The sequence below is a fragment of the Mycobacterium nebraskense genome (assembly GCF_002102255.1).
Classification (GTDB): domain Bacteria; phylum Actinomycetota; class Actinomycetes; order Mycobacteriales; family Mycobacteriaceae; genus Mycobacterium; species Mycobacterium nebraskense.
Genome location: NZ_LQPH01000014.1, coordinates 1 through 17519, shown reverse-complemented (window position 1 = coordinate 17519; position 17519 = coordinate 1). Strand labels below are relative to the sequence as shown.

The window sequence follows — 17519 nt, the reverse complement described above, 5'->3', positions numbered from 1 at the left end:
AAGCCATACCCGACGTCCCTGGGCAGTTCGAAGCCTACGGCCGAGGGCAACAACCACCCTGCAAGAAAGGTAAGGACGCATGGGACCGTTCGCCGATCCACGCGCAGGCGCAGACGACCTGACCGCGAAGGCGCGCATTCGCAACGCCGCGATGGACCTGTTCGCGGAGTTCGGGGAGGACCGCACGTCGATGCGAAATATCGCCTCGAGAGCCGGCGTCACGGTCGGGCTGGTTGTCCACCACTTCAAGACCAAGGACGGAATCCGCCGCGCCGTTGAACAACTCGTCGTCGACTACTTCGCGCAGACGATCGCGCAGGTCCCCGTTGATGGAACACCAAGACAAGTCGCCACGGCGCGTGACGTGGCTGTGAAGGAGATGCTCGAATCGAACCCAGCCGTCGTCAACTATCTGCGCCGCGCGCTACTGGACCCCGCAGGGTCTAAAGGCCAACTGCTCCAGCGATTGACAGAGCTGACCCGAACGGAGCTCATCAAAGCCCGCGACGCCGGTATCGCAAATGCGGAGCGAAGCGGATCCACCCAGATCATCGACATCATGGTCCGACAGCTGGGACAGCTCTTCCTGCAACCGATGATCGACACCATGTGGGATCAAGTCTCCCGCCCAGACGAGTCAGACGACGACAAACCGACACTGCACGTCGCCGTTCGCTCCAGTGGCCCAGCACCTTCAGCGCGTCATAGGAATACTTCGGCTTGCGCTGCCGGCGAGGTCGTTTGGCGACCTGCCGGCCCGCTCCCGGCGGCCGGGCCGCGGCCGTCAACCGGCGCCGAGCATTGTCACGCGACCAGCCGGTGACCTCCACCACCTGATCCAGAATCTGCCCCTTATTCGCCTTCGACGCCTTCACATACGCCTTGGCGAACTTCGCGGTGATCTCGGCACGAGACGACATCGACAGCCCACTCTCCATGCCTGGCGGGGATCACCGTTTCGCGGGCATTCTTACGTGATGCACCGAGGGCGTTTCGCGGGCACTTTTCGTGATGCTTGCCGGATGCTTGCCGACCTCGTGGATCCGCAGTAGCGTGGTTCCAACACCTAGTACTATTGGTACCTGGAACTACACGTCACACGTTCAAGGAAGGGGCTAGCATTCATGGCGAGTGACCACGCAAGGCAAGAGGCAAAGTCGGTGACCGCAGCGAGCGCTGGATCCCGTTATCCGAGGACCCGACGGATAAGCTTTCCGTTTGGCGGCGACGGCGGCACACACGGCAAGTACTTCGTCAACGACGACATCGTGTTCAGCCACTTCGTGGCGAACCTATCGGGTGCGTTCCCGTCAGGGGAGGAGTTGTTTATTCGGTCGGTGCGTCGATTCTCAGATGAGGTCACCGATCCCACGTTGAAGAAACGGGTGGCGGGCTTCATCGGCCAGGAATCGGTCCACGGACAGCAACACCGCCTGCTGAACGAGAAACTCATCGACATGGGTTACCCGATCGCTTGGTGGGATTCGAAGAAGTTTAACGACTGGGTCAAGCGACTGGAGGAGCGGCTGCCTGCGCGGCTACCCCTGGCGGTAACAGCAGCTGCAGAACACTTCACCGCCGTACTTGCTGAGCGCACGCTGGGCGAAGAGGAAATCCAGGCGATTCCGGGCGAGTTGCAGGTGTGGAACGTGCTGAACTGGCATGCCGTGGAGGAACTTGAGCACAAATCGGTCGCATTCGATGTCTTCCGCACGGTGGCGGGAGGTACGGAGCGGATGCGCAGGAGTGTGATGGCCGTGATGATTCCGACCCTGCTTCTCCTCATAGCCGTCACATTGGTTTACTCGCTGGCGCACGACCCGGATGGGCGTCGTCAGCCGCTACGGGTGATACGGGAGGCCTATCGGCTGTACCGTGGCCCCATCTTCCGGGGTTTGATCCCAGACCTTACGAAATATCTGCGACCGGGATTCCATCCTGACGACATCGACACGAACGCGTTGTTGGAGCACTGGCAAGAGGAACTCTTCGGCACCGACGGAGAACTCGTCGGCTACCTGAAGTGATTGCGAACATCCACAACAAAAGGGATTGCCATGGTAGCTAGTCAGGCAATGGCTGCGAAAAGCGGAACAGCAGCCGAAAAAGTAGCCGAGAGTACGTATCCTAAGGCTCGGCGGATTCGGTTTTGGTTCGGCGATCCCGAGCCGATGGACCACCATTTCGTTGAGGGCAATATCGTGTTCAGCCACCTTGTGGCGTTGCTGTCCGGCGTGTTTCCGCCAGGTGAGGAGTTGTTTATCCGGTCGGTTCGGCGCTTTGCCGATCAGATGACCGATCCGGTACTGATGAAGCGGGTGGCCGGATTCATTTGGCCAGGAGTCGGTGCACGGCCAGGAACACCGCCGGCTCAACGAGAAGCTCATCGAGATGGGCTACCCGATTGTCCGGCTGTTTATGTTCCCGCATGACAGCCGCCGGGAGCGGTTGATCGTGCGAATTGAGAACCTGCTGCCAGCGCGGGTACCCCTGGCGGTCACGGCGGCGGCCGAGCACTACACCGCGACACTGGCTGAGCGCATGCTGGGCGAAGAGATACAAAAGATTCCTGGCGATCCCGAGGTGCGAAACCTGCTCAACTGGCACGCGGTGGAAGAGCTGGAACATAAGTCGGTGGCGTTCGACGTCTACCGGGCCGTCGATGGGCCGGAGTGGCTCCGGATCGGGGTGATGGCGGTGCTGTACATCCTGACGATCCCGGTGGTGTCGATCGGGGTGCTGTTGTCTATTTTGGCCGATCCGCGGGGATGGCGCCCGATCAAAGTGGCGCGTCAAACGCGTGCGGTGTTCCGGGGCCCGTTGGTGCAGGGGCTGATGGCCGATCTGCGCATGTACCTAAAGCCGGGCTTCCATCCCGACGACATCGACACGACCGCGCTGGTGCAGCAGTGGCGGCAGGAGCTGTTCGGCGACGACGGTGCCCTTGTCGGTCATCTCAAGTAGCAGGAAGGCCATGAGTTCAAGTTGAGTACAACGATCGACATCGAGCAGTTACCGACTGTCGAGCGTGTCACTCCAGACCATGAAGTCGTGATCGTCGGCGCTGGATTCGGCGGTATCGGTGCTGGTATCTCCTTGCAACGCAGAGGCATTCACGACTTCGTGATTGTCGACAAGTGGGATCAGGTGGGCGGCACCTGGCATGCGAACACTTATCCGGGTGTGGCGGTGGATATTCCCTCGTTTGTCTACAGCTTTTCCTACGAGCAGCGTGGTGATTGGTCGCGGATCTTCGCTCCGGGTTACGAGCTTCGCGATTACGCCAGCGACCTTGTGGACAAGTACGGCCTAGCTCAAAAGTTGCGGCTGAACACTACGATCACCTCGGCGGTGCTCGATGAGCGCAATAGCCTATGGCGATTGACTACCGACGCCGATCAGGAGATTACCGGCCGAAATGTAGTCATGGCGGTCGGTGGCCTCGAACGCCCGAAGATGCCTGATATCCCGGGTCTCGACGAGTTCGGGGGTGTGCTCATGCACACCGCACTCTGGGACCATGACGTGGCGCTGGCGGGCAAGCGCGTCGCGGTCATCGGCACTGGCGCAACGGCGCTGCAGGTCGTCCCGGCCATTGTCGACGAAGTCGAACATTTGACAGTCTTCCAACGAACACCGATATGGGTGTTCCCAAAACCTGACAAGGAGGTCACGTCCGCCATCCGGTGGGTTCTGGGGCGTAAGCGAATCCGTTCGGGTATCCGCCTGGTGGGAACCGTCGCAACCGAGGTCGGCATGGCCGGGATGTGGGTCGGTCCACAGTGGCTGACGAACGCGAGCCGCCGGATGCTTGAGGTTCCTACCCGCCGCTGGATGCGCCGCCAGATCGATGACCCGGTCGTTCGGGAGAAGCTGATCCCACGCTACGGGTTAGGCTGCAAGCGCCCGTCGATGTCAAACGACTACTTGCGTACCTTCAACCGCGACGACGTCAGCCTGGTCACCGATGCGATCGAGTGCATTACCAAGAAGGGGGTACGGACGGCGGACGGCGTGGAGCACGAGATCGACGTGTTGATCTGCGCGACCGGGTTCAAGCTGTGGGAGGCGGGCGCGGTGCCTCCCTTCCCCGTCATCGGGCGGGGCGGCGTCGATCTCGGGCGGTTCTGGAGTGAGCAGAGATACCAGTCGTACCAGGGTGTTTCGGTTCCCGGATTTCCGAACATGTTCTCAATCACCGGGCCCTACGGATTCGTGCTCGGCTCGTACTTGTGGATGATCGAAGCGACATCGGCTCACCTGAGCCGCGCCATAGCCGAAGCGAAGCGCCGCGGTGCAACGGTCTGCGAGATTCGTCAGGAAGCCCACGACGAGTATTTTCGGAAATGCCTGAAGCGCCAACAGAATAACTTCCTGTTCACTCCGGCGTGTGCGGGTTCGAACACCTACTACATTAATAACCAGGGCGATTCACCGTTTCGGCCGTCGACGCACGGCGAAATGTACTGGCAGAACCGCTATTACAACCTTGATGTCTACCGATACAGCAGGGGCGTTGCGGTTCTGGACGCAGCCGCGGCCATGACGAAGGAGAGCCTGTGAAGTTCAACCGATTGCGACCGCGCCTGGTGGTGGTCACCGGGGCTGGAAGCGGCATTGGCCGGGCGACAGCGATCAGGTTCGCTAAGCTCGGCGCCCACGTCGTGGTCTCCGACATCGATCTGGATGCGGCACAAGCGACCACCGCGATGATCCGCGGTTACGGCCTCGGCGCGTCGGCGGCGCAGTTGGACGTCACCGACCCCGACGCCTGGGCGGTGTTCGGTCGCGATGTGTTAGCCGATCACGGTTACACCGATGTATTGGTCAACAACGCAGGTATCTTGGTGGGCGGCCACTTTTTGCAGCTGAGTCCCTCGGATTGGGACCGCCAACTCGGTGTGAACCTAATGGGTGTCGTCCACGGATGTCGTGTGTTCGGCGCCCAGATGGTTGAGCGCGGCGGTGGCCACATCGTCAACATCGCGTCAGCGGCGGCGTTCACACCCACGCCGGTGATGGCGCCGTACTCGGTGTCCAAGGCGGGCGTGAAGATGCTGACCGAGTGCTTGCGGCTCGAACTCGGACCGAGAGGCATCGGCGTCAGCGCCGTGTGCCCGGGTGTGATCAACACCAACATCGCTGATCGCGCGATCGTAGTCGGCGTCGATCAGAACCTGATCGAACAAGGAAAGCAGTTCACGAAGAAGCTCCAGGAATTTAGCGAGAAGTTTAGGGTCTCGCCGATGAGCTCGGACCTCGTAGCTCGTGCCGTCGTACGTGCGGTACGGTTTGATTTGGCGGTCGTGCCGGTGCGCACCGAGGCCTGGCTGGGCTATTTCATGCTCCGTATCGCCCCTGGTGTCAACCGCCGTATGATGCAGCCATTCTCGGTGGACGCATTTCAGCGGCTGGGTGCTCGCCTGTCAAAGACAGTGGGTGCTGCGGACCAGGGTGAGCTTGCCGCCGGTGGAGCCGAGGCGGCGGCACCGGTCACCAGCACGGGAAAGTAGGGTGCGGGCTGATCAGCGGCCAATCGTAGGTGCTCTGCCGTCAATACGCCGTGCAGCTCGGGTGAAGGGGTTCCCCTGATTCCGTGGGGACTTGACTTGTAGTGATCTTGATTCCTGCTGCCCCCGGCTAGGTGCGTGGGTCGGTAACGGATTTGTCGGGTCGGCAGGTGGATTTGTCCTGGACGGAGGGCATCGGGCGGCGTTTTGTTGGCCTGGTGGTGTGATCGGGCGGGCCGCATTCCGCGGGATGGCGGATCGGTGGCCGTAACTCGCTGCGCACGACCCTTTCAGCCGGCCGCAGCCTGCGCTGCAATGTTGTAGTAGGAGGGTTCGCAGGTTGTGGCAGGCGGCGAGCAGGCGCCATTCGGCGCGGGCGTGATGGTGGCCGCGGAGCAGGAGTCGACTCGCCCCCTGGGTGGTCTTCATCTGCCCGAACACCGGCTCGACGATCACCTTGCGCCGCGAATATGCGGCCTTGCCCTTCTTGGTGCGAAGTTTGCGGGCCATCCGCGCCTTTGGTGTCGCATTTTTCGGTGTCCGTCCCCGTGGCGCGTCGGGAACCTGCTCGCCGTGGGCGAGCCGGCCGGTCGCGATCAGCGGATCGGTGCCCGCCTTGTGGGCGGCGTCGATGTTGTTCTCACTGAAGTAGCCGGCGTCGGCGAGCGTCTGACGCGGTGTGGTCGCGGTGTTGGTGATGGTCTGGGCGAGCAGCTCGCCGAATGCGGGGTTGTCGGCGCCGGATTCGGCGAAGTCGGTCGCAACGATCACCTGATGTTCTTCATCGACGACGGCCTGCGCGTTGTAACAGTAGTGGAAGCTGCCGTCGGCGGTCTTCATGATCTGGGCGTCAGGGTCGGTGAAGTTGCGCTGCGCCTTGGGCTTGACGGTCGCGCACTGTGCTGCCTGCTCGGCGGCCCGCGCGGCCGCGTCGTCATCATGGCCGGCGTTTTGCGCCCTTGCCCGGGCCTTGTCCGCGGCCTGGTCTTTGGCGTGTTGTTCCAGGTCGGCCTTGGCCTTGCGGATCTTGGCCAGCCGGCTCTCACGGCGGGCCAATTCGCCCTGCAGGTCACCGCCACGATTGTCCGGGCCGTGGGCCTGGTCCTCGTCGATATCGACGCGTTCGGCCTCCCGCATGATCTGCTCGACCTGGGTTTGCAGGGCCGGCTCCGCCTCGCACATCCGGTCATAGCTCATCGCCTTGTGACGGGAGGCATTGGCCTTGACCTTGGTGCCATCGAGGGCCACCCGGCCCATCGTGACCATGCCCGCCTGCTGGCACAGGGTCAGCGCCTGCAGGAACAGGGCTTCCAGCGCGGCGAGGTGACGGCGCCGAAAGCGGGCGATGGAGCGAAAGTCCGGTGCGGTGTTGGCGGCCAGGTACCGAAACGCCACATCGTCATGGCAACGGGCTTCGATCTTGCGAGATGAACGAACCCCGCTGGTGTACCCGTAGAGCAGCAGCTTGAGCATCAGCCGCGGGTGATACGGCGGAAAGCCCCGGGCCTCGCTGTAGGAGGCGAAAAACACTGCCAGATCAAGCACCTCATCGACCAACTCGGACACAAACAACGCCAGATGATCGTCAGGCAACCAATCCCGCAACGACGGCGGCATCAAAAACGACTGATCCTGGTCATAGGCCCGAAACGTCTTGTCCACCGAAACCTCGCCCGGTGACGATGACGAGCGAGGCCGCGCGGACTCGGTCTCAAACAGCTGATCCTGGGCCGTCATCAAATCCATGGACACAGTTTTCCCGACCATCCACGTCGCCATCAGCGTGACACACCAACAACTCGTGGATACCGACCCACGCACCTAGGTGAGCGGGGGGTAGGGCGCAGAGCGCGCTACCTGAGCAGAAGCGCGGCGAGCTGCTTCACGTGGGTGCGTCCGCGGTCGCCGTCTTCGAGTGCTTCGAGCCAGCGAGCAGGGATGGATTCAACGCCGTCGCGGGCGCCGACGATCGCTCCTGTCATGGCCGCTACACCCGCGTGGAACGCGAGCACCTGCAGTACTACCTCGACGAGTTCACCTTCAGATTCAATCGCCGCAGGTCAAAAGCCCGCGGAATGCTCTTCTACCGACTCCTGCAACAAAGCGTCAACACCGATCCCCACCCACTAGCCGACCTCATCGGCGCCGCCGAAGGCCAAGAGCAAACTCTGCGAGCAACTGCTAAACCACTGCCCGGCAGTACTTTTGACGAATTTTTTTAAGCAAACGAGTCCACTTAAGCAGATAAGCAATAAGTATGTTCGACTTAGGCGAGCTGTTTAACGGGTCTAAACACATTCTTAACGCTCCTGGCCTACCGCCCCGGAGGTCCCGCGCAAATACTGGTACAAGTGCGAGAAACGAGGGGCGGGGACTGCGCATGGCGCAAGCGATAACACTGGATACGGCGTACCTGAGAGCTCAAGATCCCGATCAGTACGCCAGCCTGGTGATCGGCGCGGTCGCCATCGTCGATGGTGGCGTCCCCGATTACGCACTGCTGAAACAGCTGCTGGCGGAACGGATTCAGTCGATACCGCGCTGCACACAGGTGCTGCGGACGCAGAGCTTCGAGTGGATCGACTGTCCCGGATTCGACCTGGCCCATCATGTGCGCTGGGTGGCGATTCCGCGCCCGGGCGACGACGCCCAGCTGTCCGGCGCGATCGCCCACGCCCTGGAGCGTCCCCTCGACCTGGACCGTCCGCCGTGGGAGTGCTGGGTGATCGAGGGCCTGAAAGGCGGCCGGTGGGCAATCTTGATGAAGATCCACCACGGCTTGGCCGACGGGAACTCAGCCGCCCACCTGCTCACCCGGCTTTGCGACGACGCCGACCACGATGCATTCGCGAACGGTGTTGGCGACAAACATGATTCGCCGCCGCAGGCCTCGAAGCGCGGCTGGCCCCTGGAGTGGGCTGGGGCACTCGCCGGCAACTTCGTCGGGGCGATCTGGCCGACGGCACGGCCCTCGGTCGACCCGGTCCTGCGGCGCTACAGCACGGTGCGCGTCCCGATTGCCGACGTCGAGTGCGTGTGCCGCAAATTCGGTGTGACCGTCAACGATGTCGCGCTGGCGGCCATCACCGAGGGCTTCCGAAGGGTTCTGCTACGCCGCGGCGAAGAACCGCGGGCGGACTCGCTGCGCACCCTGGTGCCGATGCCGGTACGTTCGGCACTACTGCCATACCTGCCCGTCGAGCATGACGACCCGGTCCAGCAATTGCGGACCGTGCACAGCCGGTGGAAAGCGCAGCACGCCGACAAATCTCCGCCCGGTATCGTGGAGTCTGCGATCAATTGTCTGCCAACTATGCTGCGCGGCAACCTCATACAACTGTTACCCAGGCTCCCGCAGCGCGGCCTCGTAACGCTGGCGAACCACGCGCCCGGGCCTCGCCATCAGCTGCGGCTGATGGGCCAGACGATGGAGCGCCTGCTGCCGATCCCCCCGATCGCCTTGCAGCTGAGCACCGGGGTCGCGATGCTCAGCTACGGCGACGAATTGGTATTCGGGCATCACCGCCGAATACGACGCCACGGCCGACGTCAAGCAGCTGGCAGCCGGTATCGAGCTGGGCATGGCACGGATGGTGGCGCTCAGCCAGGATTCGGTGTTGCTGTTCAGCAAGGACCGCCGGCGCACGCGCGCGGCGCGCGCGTTTCCGGGCCAGGCGCAGCGGCCGCGACCGTCGGCACCCACGCCGGCACGTCACTGACCCGCTCTCACCGGCGTTGAACACCGTGAGAAGGTTGGTCAATGCCGGTCACCATCGACCCGCGCCGCCATGACGCGGTGCTGTTCGACACCGCGTTGGACCGCACCCAGGCGCTGACCCGGCGATTGCGCGAAGCCGGCGTCGACACCGGCGTCTTCGCGTCGAACGGTAACGTCCGCGACACCCTGAGTGAGGCAGCAGACAAGCTGTCGGTCCGCCCGGGGCGATGCGCCGTCCTTACCGACAACGCGGCTTGCGTCCAGGCCGCGCGCGACGGCGGATTCGCGTTGGTCATCGGCCTCGACCGAACAGGGCAAAGTGACGCCCTGCGGCGCGTCGGCGCCGACGCCGTGGTCGGCGATCTGGATGAGGTCGCCGTGCGCACCGGGGACCACCGGATGTCCCAGCTACCCGATGCTGTGCAGGCCCTCGGTGCCCTCACCGACCGGAGGCCGGCCATATGTTCTTCGACTTCGACGGCACGCTGTCGGACATCGTCGACGATCCCGCCGCGGCCCGGCCCGTCGCCGCCGCGGTCGAGGCGCTGCGGAAGCTGGCCGCGCAATGCCCGGTCGCGGTTCTGTCCGGCCGCGACCTCGCCGACGTGTCACAGCGCCTCGGTGTGCCCGGGATCTGGTATGCCGGCAGCCACGGTTTCGAGCTGACCGCACCCGACGGCACACACCACCAGAACGACGCCGCGGCGGCGGCCACACCGGTGCTCGAACAGGCCGCCGCCGAGCTGCGCGACCGGCTCGACTCGATCCCCGGAGTTATGATGGAGCACAAGCGATTTGGCGTTGCGGTCCACTACCGCAACGCCGCGCGGGACCGCGTGGGCGAGGTTGCCGCGGCGGTGCGCGCGGCGGGCCGGCGGGACGGACTTCGGGTGACGACGGGTCGCGAAGTCATCGAGCTGCGTCCGGACATGGACTGGGACAAGGGAAAGACGCTTCGCTGGGTGATCAATCACCTGCGCGAGGCCGACGCGCGTCCGCTGGTGCCCATCTATCTCGGCGACGACATCACCGACGAGGACGCGTTCGACGCGGTCCGCGATGATGGTATCCCGATCCTGGTGCGACACAGCGAAGACGGCGACCGCGCCACCGCCGCGCTGTTTGCGTTGGACAGTCCCGCGCGCGCCGCCGAGTTCACCGAAAGGTTGGCACAGCGGTTAAGTTACGCCCGCGTAAATTAGCGACGGCAACGGTTCTAACGGCGCTCAGGGTGCCAACATTCGAGTGATCCAGCACGACGGTGTCCCCATTCGGCGGTGGCACGAGGTTGGCGCGACATGCCGGGACATGAAGCGTTGGCCGCCTCACGCGCCACCCTAGGTAGCCGATCAAGACGGGGCAATCACTGCCATGCCGAGCGCCTCGGCGGCGTCGCGCATGCGGTCGTCGTAAGTGCACAACCGGCCAAGATCCATGCCGAGCCGCTGGGCAGTCGCCAGGTGAATTGCATCGAGGGTGCGTAGCTCGATTGGCAGCAGCCCACCAGCAAGATCGAGCAATCGGTTGTCGATGCGTAGTAGGTCTAGGCTCGCGAGCGCCCGGCGTCCGGCTCTTCGGGCTGATTCACCCTTGTGGAGCAGAGCCCGCATGACCTCCGTCCGCGCAAGGGCACTCGACACCCGCGGCAGCCGGGTGCGAAGGTAGCGACGCAGCGCATCCGACTCTGGCTCACGAACTGCAAGCTTGACGATTGCGGACGAGTCCAGGTAGATGGCCGCCATCAACGCTCGTGCTCACGCAGGCGCGCAAGCGTCACGGACGGCAGCTCGATACCCGTTTTGAGTCGGACCGGCTCGGGAAGGTCATCAAAGTCAAGCGTCGCACGTTCGATCCCGCCGCTTGCCAGCATCTGCTGGTACGGACCGCCCTCCGGCATCGGCGAGAGAAGGGCGATAGGCCGACCACGGTCGGTGATCTCGATCGTCTCGCCGGCCTCGACCCGACGGAGGAGTTCGCTGGCCCGCTGCCGCAGCTCACGAACGCCCACCGTAGACATGTGCTAACTGTAGCACATAGCTGTTTAGCTTAGCGCCCGAGCGATCCCCCCGAAGCCCGCCGAATGCGGGACAGGTCATGGCTGGACGGCAGGCCAGGCGCACCAGTGAACGCCTGCGCGCCGGGGCGACGTACCGGGTTCTAAGCCATCGGCTAGGCCTCCGCGTACTCCACCGCGCCGTCGTCCAACACGATCCGCGCGTTCGCGCTTTCGGCGCCACAAGCCTCCGTCCGAAACACCGCCTTGCCCGGTTCCGTCCGCCAGATCAGCGTGGTCAGCGTCTCCCCTGGAAACACCGGCGAGGTGAATCGCGCCGCTATCGACGTGACGTTGGCGGCCACGCCCTTGCCCAGCTCGGCGACCAGCGCGCGGCCCGACACCCCGTAGGTGCACAGCCCGTGCAGGATCGGCTTCGGGAAACCGGCCATGTCCCTGGCGAACCACGGGTCGCTGTGCAGCGGGTTGCGGTCACCGGAGAGCCGATAGATCAGCGCCTGGTCCGCACGGGTGGGCAGCGCGATCCGGGCATCGGGCTCGCGGTCGGGAAACTCCGGCGCGATCGGCCGCTGACCCGGCACTCCCCCGAACCCGCCCTCGCCCCGGATGACCAACGTGGTGAGTGTCTCGGCGATCAGCTCCCCCGAGTCGGGGTCGGTGCCGCGGCCGCGCAGCACGATGATCGCGTTCTTGCCCTCGCCCTTGTCCTGGATGTCCGCGACCTCGGAGACCACGGACAGCTTGCCCGCCGGCGGCAGCGGTGCGTGCAGCCGGATGCCCTGCGACCCGTGTAAAAGCATGGCCCAGTTGAACTTTCCGATCTTGCCCGCCGCACCGAACGCCGGGCAGCAGATCACCGCATAGGTGGGCAGCACCTGCTGGGTGATGTCGTGGCTGTTTTCGGTGGTGAACGATAGGTCGTCAGTTCCGGCGCCGACACCGAGCGCGTAGAGCAGCGTCTCCCGGTCCGTCCATTCGAACAGCATCGGCTCCGTCGTCGCACCGACGGCACTCGGGTCAATCGCCATACGAGTCTCCCTTCAAGCTTTTCTGCCACCCAACCATCGCAAACCCTTCCCACCGGCACCGTCGGCGGGGCAGGCTATCGCCATGCGCAATCCCAGCTTGATCAGGAAGGCCTCAAAAGCGGTAGCCGTGCTGGCCGCAACGGTAATCGTCGGCGCCTGCGGCGGGTCACCGCAGGCCCACAGCATCACCGTGACGTTCGTCCGGCACGCGGAGTCCGAGACCAACGCCAGCGGCGTCATCGACACCGACGTGCCGGGCCCGGGCCTGACCCCGGAGGGCAAGGGGCAGGCCGAACAGGTCGCGCACCAACTCGCCCACAACAAGTACGACGCCGTCTACGCCTCCACCATGGTGCGAACGCAACAGACCGCCGCGCCGTTGGCCGCCGAACTCGGCAAGCAAGTCGAGGTGCTGCAAGGCATCCAAGAGATCAACGCCGGCTGGTACGAGGGCAAGCCCGTCTCGATGGCCCCCTCGACGTACCGGCGGACTGGCTCAACGGCGACGTCGGAGACCGCATCCCCGGGTCGATCACCGGCAAGGAGTTCAACGACTGGTTCACCGCGGCCGTGCAGAAGATCTACAACAGCGGCCACAACCAACCGGTGGTGTTCTCGCATCTGTACGCCATCGAGTACTGGACGCTGATGAACACGAAGAACGCCAAGGACAGCCTGGCGACCAGTCATCCGCTGCCCAACGTCGGCCGCGTGGTGATCACCGGAAACCCGATGACCGGCTGGACGCTGGTGGACTGGGACGGCATCCGCAACTTCGCCGGCTGATGCCTGGACAGCATGGTTGACGTGCGCGGTGTGACCCGCCACGATGGCTTGCATGCGCTATGTCGTTACCGGCGGTACCGGGTTTATTGGTCGCCGCGTCGTACCTCGCCTGCTGGAAACCCGGCCGGACGCGCAGGTGTGGACCGCTACAGCCCGCAGGTGCGTGCCGAGCTGTTGGCGATGAGCAGCGCGACGATCGACCGCTACCTGCGTGCGGTCAAGGCGCGCGACCAGATCAAGGGGAAATCGACCACCAAGGCCTCCCCGTTGCTGCGGTCTTCGATCAAGATCCGCAAGGCAACCGACGAGGTCGAGGGATCTCCGGGGTTCTTCGAAGGCGACACCGTCGCGCACTGCGGTCCAACCCTCAAAGGCGAGTTCGCCCGGACCGTCAACCTCACCGATATGCATATCGGTTGGGTCTTCACCCGCACCGAACGCAACAACGCCCACACTCACATCCTCGGCGCCCTCAAAGCCGGTGTCCATGAAATACCTTACGAGGTAACCGGTTTGGACTTCGACAACGGAACCGAATTCCTCAACAAGGCCGTCATCAAGTGGGCTGCGCAGATGGAGATCTTCTTCACCAGGTCGCGGCCGTACAAGAAGAACGATCAGGCCACAATCGAGTCCAAGAACAACCACCTCGTCCGCAAGTATGGGTTCTACTACCGCTATGACACCGACGAGGAACGTGCGGTGCTCAACCGGCTCTGGAGGCTGGTCAACGACCGGCTCAACTACCTGACGCCCACCATCAAACCGGCTCTGCGGAAATGAGCGTGCAGCAGTGGTTGGCGGATATCCGCGGTGGGGGTTCGTGTCGTTGAGCTGAGGTGGGGCCTCGGTGGGTGACGATTCAGGTTCCTACACGCCGCTTCACCAACACCACCGAGGTGACCCTTGCCTGAGGCTACTGCCTGCCCGCCGTCGGTTGTTGCCGACACGATCATGCGCACCATCGAGTTGGGGGTGACGATCACCGACGCCGCGGTCGACGAGAAGACGACGACGATCTTCTGCAGGCCGGTGGCCTGTGACGCCAGGTGTCCGGACTGCGGCCGGGAGGGCCGCTACCGCGACACTGTGACTCGGCCGTTGACGGATCTGCCGGTGGCCGGCTACCCGCTGGTGCTGCAGGGTGCCCTACCTCGCTACCGCTGCACAACGCCAGCGTGTGGGCGGGCAGTGTTCAACCAGGATCTGGGCAAGTTGGCGGCCCCGCGCTCATCGACGACGCGGCGCTGTGCCCGGTATGTATTGCGGCGGTTGATGATCGACCGCACCACCATTTCGGCGATCGCCGCCGAACTCGGGGTGTCCTGGCATACTGTCAGCTCCATCGCGATGCGTGCGACCGCCGGCCTGATCGCCACAACCGGGCCGGATCGGCTGGCCGGGGTGACGGTGATCGGTGTCGATGAGCATCGCTGGGCGCCTCGGCGTCGCGGCACAGAGGGGTTCGTCACGCTGATCATCGACCTCACGCCTACCCACGACCAGACCGGCCCGGCACGCCTGCTCGACCTGGTCGAAGGACGCTCAGCGACCGCACTGGCCACGTGGTTGGCCGCCCAACCCACCGACTTTGCCCGGGCCGTGGAGGTCATTGCGATGGACGGGTTCGCCGGCTACAAGACCGCCGCCACCGAGGTCATCCCGGACGCGGTCACCATGATGGACCCCTTCCACGTTGTGGCTTTGGCCGGGACCAAGCTCGACCTGATCCGCCAACGCATCCAGCAGCAGACCCTGGGTCGGCGCGGACACACCGGTGACCCGCTCTATGGGATCCGGCGCATCGCCCGAACCCGCCTGCAGCTGCTCTCCCCACGCCAATACACCCGGCTGACCGAGGTGCTCGACGGCGACGACCATCTCGCCGTCAAGGTCGCCTGGCTGATCTATCAGAAGATCATCGCCGCCTACGCCGACCCGAACCGACGTCACGGCAAGAAGGCAATGACCAGGCTGATCGAGTCGATACGGCGCGGCGTACCCGCCGGATTGGAGGAGATCGCCCAACTCGGCCGCACGCTATCGCGCCGCCGCGCCGACATCCTGGCCTTCTTCGACCACCACGTCTCCAACGGACCCACCGAGGCCATCAACGGCCGCCTGGAAGTCGGCGCGGCGTACCCGCCGGATTGGAGGAGATCGCCCAACTCGGCCGCACGCTATCGCGCCGCCGCGCCGACATCCTGGCCTTCTTCGACCACCACGTCTCCAACGGACCCACCGAGGCCATCAACGGCCGCCTGGAAGCATTGCGCCGCAACGCCCTCGGATTCCGCAACCTCACCCACTACCGTTGGCGCTCACTACTACACAGCGGAGCACTCCACCAACTTGTCAATGCACTCTGAATTACGAAGAGCCATCAAACCCATCGGCTACGGCGCTGGCCGCGACGGCCAGCGCCGCCGCCTCTACGACGAGCCCATGACCCCACTGGACCGGCTGCTGGCAGCCGGGGTCCTCTCGCCAGCCCAAGAATCGGAGCTGCTTGCCTACCGCGACACCCTGAACCCCGCCGCGATCGCACGCCAGATCGCCGATCTACAAGCCGCCCTGCTCAGACTCGCCAAGAACAAGACCGAACACCTCTACCTCGCCGCCATCCCCACCGCCCTACCCGAGGTCAGATCCGGCATCCGCATCCAGAACAAGACCGCCAGTTGACCTCGTTTTCGCGGGCATTCCTTACGTGATGCATGGATCAGGTTTCGCGGGCAACTTGACGTGATGCATCACGCCCCCGACGCAGCATGTGAGAAGTTTCCTTACTGCTATTAAAGAACTACCGGCGTTTCCGCGGCCTCGCGAAGCGGGGCGTCGGTAGGGTCCGCGTCCGAACCGGTGCGGTCTGACTCATTTCTTTACCGGCCGCGAGCAGTGTGGCGTGCCTGCAATCGTCAGATCCGTCGACCGTGCCTGGTTCGGCGCGGAACCGCCGGACGGAATGACCTGATAGGAGCGCGACCAAGCATCCCGTAGCAGTATCGTCCCCGCCCGACGGCTTCGCCCTTTCACCCCATCCAGGAAATCCCGGTCACAGGAAGGCCGCAATGCAATCCACCATCGCCGCATCCACCCAACCACAGGTCACCGTCGGTGTCGACACGCACAAGCAGTTCCACGTCGCCCACGCCGCCGATCAGCTGGGCCGTCCGCTGGGCAGCCACCGCATGGCAGCCAGCACCGCCGGGTACCGTCAATTCGTGTCCTGGGCTCACGGGCTGGGCCAGCTCGTCATCGTCGGTATCGAAGGCCCCGGCCACTACGGCGCGGGCCTGGCCCGCTACCTGCGCGCCGAGGGCATCGCGGTCACCGAGGTCGGCCGCCCCAAACGGCAGCGCCGGGCACGCTACGGCAAATCCGACGACACCGATGCGGCCGGAGCCGCCGCGATCGTGTTGGCCGGCGAAGCCCTCGGCGACCCCAAGTCCGCCGACGGTGCTGCCGAAATGGTGCGGGTGCTGCGGGTGGCCCGTACCAGTGCGGTGCGCGCCCGCGCCAAGGCCTACACCGCCCTGCAGGACCTTTTGGTCACCGCTCCCGCAGCGCTGCGTGAACAGCTGGCCGGCCTCTACAAAAAGCGTCTCATCCAGGCCTGCAAACAGTTGTCTGAGTCCGAAACGCCAAGCAGTCCAACCGATGCCATCACGATGGCGATCAAATCACTGGCGGCGCGCTGCGAGCAACTCGACGTCGAAGCCGCCCGGCTCAAACACCACATCGACACCATCACCGCCACCGCCGCACCGCAGTTGCGCGCCGTCTACGGTGTTGGCCCCGACACCGCCGCCACGCTGCTGGCAGCGATCGGCGACAACCACGATCGGATCACCAGCGACGGCGCCTTCGCTAAACTCTGCGGAGTCAGCCCGCTGCAGGCCTCCAGCGGCAAAACCGTCCGACACCGACTCAACCGCGGCGGCAACCGTGATGCCAACCGGGCGCTGCATGTCATCCTGGTCGTGCGGCTGCGCCGCCACCAACCCACCCGTGACTACATGGCGCGGCGCCTCGCCGAAGGGAAAACCAAAAATGAGGTCATGCGCTGTCTCAAGCGCTACCTCGCCCGCGAAATCTTCCACGCCCTCCAACCGTCAAGAAAGGCAACAAAAATCGTTGCCTGAACATAGGAGCATCTGGAATCAAGATCGCCGAGGTCGGCAACGTGGGCTGACGGCGTTGCCGGATTCCGGGATTCACGTCGTGAGAACGAATCGTGGCGAGAGGACAGCTGCAGCCGGACACTCCTCGTCCGCGAATAAGCCCTGAGGCCAGGGGGAACCGCGGGAGCTTGACGGATCCGCCGTGTCCGCCGATACGGCACCGGGATGGCTTTTGTCTGCAGTGGAGCTTGCCTGTCTCGAATAGCAGATCCTCATCTGCGTTGATACACCGGGCGTTCGGTCGTCGCTATCTTGTCAAAGCGACCTCGAAATAATCTC

Annotated in this window: 8 protein-coding genes and 9 pseudogenes; 13 read left to right on the top strand and 4 right to left on the bottom strand. The window is 64.2% G+C overall.

Annotation, left to right across the window (positions count from 1 at the left end; all coding sequences use genetic code 11):
- Positions 1-79: 79 nt before the first annotated feature.
- From AWC17_RS01790 to AWC17_RS01765, 5 genes and pseudogenes are all read left to right on the top strand, one after another.
- Positions 80-679 (top strand): annotated as a pseudogene (locus tag AWC17_RS01790) (TetR/AcrR family transcriptional regulator); the annotation flags it as partial.
- A 445-nt stretch (positions 680-1124) separates the two neighbouring features.
- On the top strand, positions 1125-2027 hold the full coding sequence (locus tag AWC17_RS01785) for a metal-dependent hydrolase (RefSeq protein WP_170826078.1): 903 nt from the start codon (positions 1125-1127) through the stop codon (positions 2025-2027).
- A 48-nt stretch (positions 2028-2075) separates the two neighbouring features.
- Positions 2076-2964, top strand: a pseudogene (locus AWC17_RS32985) (metal-dependent hydrolase).
- 21 nt (positions 2965-2985) lie between these two features.
- Positions 2986-4563, top strand: a complete 1578-nt coding sequence (locus tag AWC17_RS01770; RefSeq protein ID WP_007168414.1) for a flavin-containing monooxygenase — start codon at positions 2986-2988, stop codon at positions 4561-4563.
- Entirely contained in the window at positions 4560-5513 is a 954-nt protein-coding gene (locus AWC17_RS01765) for an SDR family NAD(P)-dependent oxidoreductase (RefSeq protein ID WP_007168413.1), read from the top strand. Before AWC17_RS01770 ends, AWC17_RS01765 begins: the two co-directional genes overlap by 4 nt.
- 300 nt (positions 5514-5813) lie before the next feature.
- Here AWC17_RS01765 and AWC17_RS01760 read toward each other — a convergent pair.
- Positions 5814-7172 (bottom strand): annotated as a pseudogene (locus AWC17_RS01760) (IS1182 family transposase); the annotation flags it as partial.
- A 332-nt stretch (positions 7173-7504) separates the two neighbouring features.
- On the opposite strand from AWC17_RS01760, the pseudogene AWC17_RS33235 reads away from it, so the two are divergent.
- The 3 pseudogenes from AWC17_RS33235 to otsB form a co-directional block, all read left to right on the top strand.
- Positions 7505-7732: pseudogene (locus AWC17_RS33235) on the top strand (IS1595 family transposase); the annotation flags it as partial.
- 158 nt (positions 7733-7890) lie between these two features.
- Positions 7891-9229 (top strand): annotated as a pseudogene (locus AWC17_RS01750) (wax ester/triacylglycerol synthase domain-containing protein).
- Between the two features lie 41 nt (positions 9230-9270).
- Positions 9271-10430 (top strand): annotated as a pseudogene (gene otsB / locus AWC17_RS01745) (trehalose-phosphatase).
- Positions 10431-10577: 147 nt separating this feature from the next.
- Here the strand turns inward: otsB and AWC17_RS01740 are convergent.
- The 3 genes from AWC17_RS01740 to AWC17_RS01730 form a co-directional block, all read right to left on the bottom strand.
- Positions 10578-10970 (bottom strand): type II toxin-antitoxin system VapC family toxin, encoded by a 393-nt coding sequence (locus AWC17_RS01740; protein WP_007168407.1) that lies wholly within the window; start codon positions 10968-10970, stop codon positions 10578-10580.
- Entirely contained in the window at positions 10970-11245 is a 276-nt protein-coding gene (locus AWC17_RS01735) for a type II toxin-antitoxin system Phd/YefM family antitoxin (protein WP_007168406.1), read from the bottom strand. Before AWC17_RS01735 ends, AWC17_RS01740 begins: the two co-directional genes overlap by 1 nt.
- A 152-nt stretch (positions 11246-11397) precedes the next feature.
- Complete coding sequence (locus AWC17_RS01730) at positions 11398-12270, bottom strand: MaoC/PaaZ C-terminal domain-containing protein (RefSeq protein WP_007168405.1); 873 nt, start codon at positions 12268-12270, stop codon at positions 11398-11400.
- An 82-nt stretch (positions 12271-12352) separates the two neighbouring features.
- On the opposite strand from AWC17_RS01730, the pseudogene AWC17_RS01725 reads away from it, so the two are divergent.
- From AWC17_RS01725 to AWC17_RS01705, 5 genes and pseudogenes are all read left to right on the top strand, one after another.
- Positions 12353-13056: pseudogene (locus AWC17_RS01725) on the top strand (histidine phosphatase family protein).
- A 52-nt stretch (positions 13057-13108) separates the two neighbouring features.
- Positions 13109-13216, top strand: a pseudogene (locus tag AWC17_RS31770) (NAD-dependent epimerase/dehydratase family protein); the annotation flags it as partial.
- Positions 13195-13839 (top strand): integrase catalytic domain-containing protein, encoded by a 645-nt coding sequence (locus tag AWC17_RS01720; RefSeq protein WP_019731991.1) that lies wholly within the window; start codon positions 13195-13197, stop codon positions 13837-13839. The pseudogene AWC17_RS31770 and the gene AWC17_RS01720, both read left to right, overlap by 22 nt.
- A gap of 123 nt (positions 13840-13962) precedes the next feature.
- Positions 13963-15422: pseudogene (locus tag AWC17_RS01715) on the top strand (ISL3 family transposase); the annotation flags it as partial.
- Between the two features lie 705 nt (positions 15423-16127).
- Positions 16128-17201: an IS110 family RNA-guided transposase gene (locus tag AWC17_RS01705; RefSeq protein ID WP_008256196.1), complete on the top strand. Its 1074-nt coding sequence runs from the start codon at positions 16128-16130 to the stop codon at positions 17199-17201.
- Positions 17202-17519 lie beyond the last annotated feature (318 nt).